The following is a 2,135-nucleotide window of genomic DNA, read 5'->3' as shown; positions in this document are numbered from 1 at the left end:
CGGGCACCCCCTCGCGAAGAGGGCCACCGCTCTTCTTTGGAAGGCGCCCCCCGGCCCCCCGTCGCGCCCCCTGGCCGCCCGGGGCTCGTCCGGCGCAGCGGCGCGGGCGCCCGGGAGCTCCGCCCGCCTCCTCTTCACCCGGTCGCCGAGCGTGCCCCCGGCGAGGCCGAGCTCGCGGGCGGCCTCCCTGACGGGCCTCCCGTCGAGATGGCGTAGTCGGCGGTCTCGTCCCGGCAGTCCTTGGGGAGCTTCTCGCACTTGGTCCCAGGCTCGGCCCCCATGGCCACGCCCTTCTCCGGGCAGGCTCCTCTGCTGTCCAAACTATCAGGTGTCCACGTTTTCGACAGGGCTCATGGGTCATTTTGAACACCTTCCGCCCTTAACTTGGTGTCCAGAAAACCATATCCACTCCAGGGCGTTCGGAATGACCCAAAGAAGGAGGCGCCACGACAGGCGGCTCAAGGTCGCGCCCGCTCGGGTGGTGCTGGGCGGAGAGACGAGAGCCGCCGGCCTCGCAAAGGAGCTCGGGACCAAGGATTCCGCGCCCAGGCGCTGGGCTCGGGAATACGAGGAGGTGGGCGACGCCGCCTTTCCCGGCAACGGGAGTCCCAGGGTCAACAAGGACTACGAGACCGTGAGGCCCAGGAAGGAGGCCGAGGGGCTCGGGCGCGAGAACGAGCCGCCATAGAATTTCCGGGCCTTCTTGAGCCAAGGCCATGCGTGAGGTGCGAGCTCGTCAAGGCGCATGGGGGCGAACTCGGCCCCATCGGGAAGGCATGCGAGACCCTCCGCGTTTCCAGATCCGAGCACTACGACCACCTGAACGGGCCCGAGTCGAACGCGAGGATAGGGCGGTAGGCGCTCGAGGGACTCGTCGTCGAGAGGCTCGAGCCGCACGAGGGCAGGCGCGGCCACCGCCGCATCAGCCGCGGACTCAGGCGCGACGGGATAGTCGTGAGCGGGAAGCGCGTCCTGGCCGTCATGCGCGGGCTGGGCCTCCGGGCGAGGGGCACGACGAGAGGGCACGGGCGGGCGAGGCCGGTCGAGAAGGGCGATCCGCGCGTGAACCTCGTCAACCGCGCCTTCGACGCGGGCGCCAGGAACAGGCCCCGGGCCGGCGACGCCACCCATATTGACGCCGACGAGGGCCGGCTCTGCCTCGCGGCCGTGACAGGCGCGTGGCATCACAAGGTCGTCGGACGGTCGACGACGGGCGGGGCCACGGAGAGGCCGCCCATCGATGCGCCTGGGCAAGCCGTCGGAAGGGAGGGTCCGCCGGATGACCTCTCACTGGCGTTCCGCGACGACCGGGGGCCCCAAAACGCCTCGCGCGCACTCCAGAGACGCCTCGGGTCGCACGGGATGGCCCAGTCAATGTCGGGACCCGGAAATCCGCGGGACGATGCGGTGGCCGAGCCGTTCTTCGAGACGCTCGAGCGAGAGCTTGTAAGTGGCAGAGGGTTCAAGTCCAAGGACGAGGCGAGGCGGGAGGCGTTCAAGTACATCGAGCTCTACCACAACGGGCAGCGGCTGCATTCCAGGAGCGGATGTATGGCGCCTTGCGACCTAGGGCGAGATGCCGCCTGAAGATGCTTTAATAACTATCCAGAGAACCTTGACCACTCCAACTCCCTCCCGGAACCGTGGTCCAAGTTTCTGTCCGCATCCTCACTTCACACAGATGCTCCCTGTTTGGCAGTAAATGGCGCAAAAAAGGCCGGTTAACTGCAAGTCAGGGAGCACCTGCGAACCAGCGCGCGTCACGGCCCGCCAACGTGCGCCGCAAGTCGCCAGCCGCACGCACCACAAACCCGCCAGCACACGCCGCCAGCCCGTCGGCGCATACCAGACCCCGGCCGCCCACTCGAAACGTGGCTTCGGTCTGGCGCCCGTGCGCTATACTAACTCATTTGGGCGGGCTTTCAGCCTCTCTTGAGCTTGCCCCGCTCACGCGCCCAAAGAGTGCATCAACTTAGAGACGCTCGCCGGACAACCCACAAGCCCACCAAGTACCTCATAAACTCGCAGTTCAGGAGGGCAATATGCCCGTACGCATAGTACTTGCTGTATTCGACACACTCTGCGGTACGGCCCTCGTGGTCTCCGCCTGGCTCGCGCTTGCCGAGCCGGCCGCA

2 protein-coding genes are annotated in these 2,135 nt (G+C 67.4%); both read left to right on the top strand.

All coding sequences use genetic code 11. The features are described from left to right. Positions 1 to 424 precede the first annotated feature (424 nt). On the top strand, positions 425 to 688 hold the full coding sequence (locus tag EFAMC1_RS08965) for a hypothetical protein (protein ID WP_154053938.1): 264 nt from the start codon (positions 425 to 427) through the stop codon (positions 686 to 688). 374 nt (positions 689 to 1,062) lie between these two features. Next, on the top strand, positions 1,063 to 1,587 hold the full coding sequence (locus EFAMC1_RS08955; protein WP_187324638.1) for an integrase core domain-containing protein: 525 nt from the start codon (positions 1,063 to 1,065) through the stop codon (positions 1,585 to 1,587). Positions 1,588 to 2,135 lie beyond the last annotated feature (548 nt).

The sequence above is a fragment of the Olsenella uli genome (assembly GCF_901212675.1).
In the GTDB taxonomy this organism is placed as follows: domain Bacteria; phylum Actinomycetota; class Coriobacteriia; order Coriobacteriales; family Atopobiaceae; genus Parolsenella; species Parolsenella uli_B.
Note: the sequence above shows the minus strand (reverse complement) of the source record. Positions and strands in the feature narration are given on the sequence as shown.

What these genes read in the sequence shown, in the direction of transcription:
- EFAMC1_RS08965 (WP_154053938.1), top strand. Translation starts at nt 425, where the DNA reads ATGACCCAAAGAAGGAGGCGCCACGACAGGCGGCTCAAGGTCGCGCCC.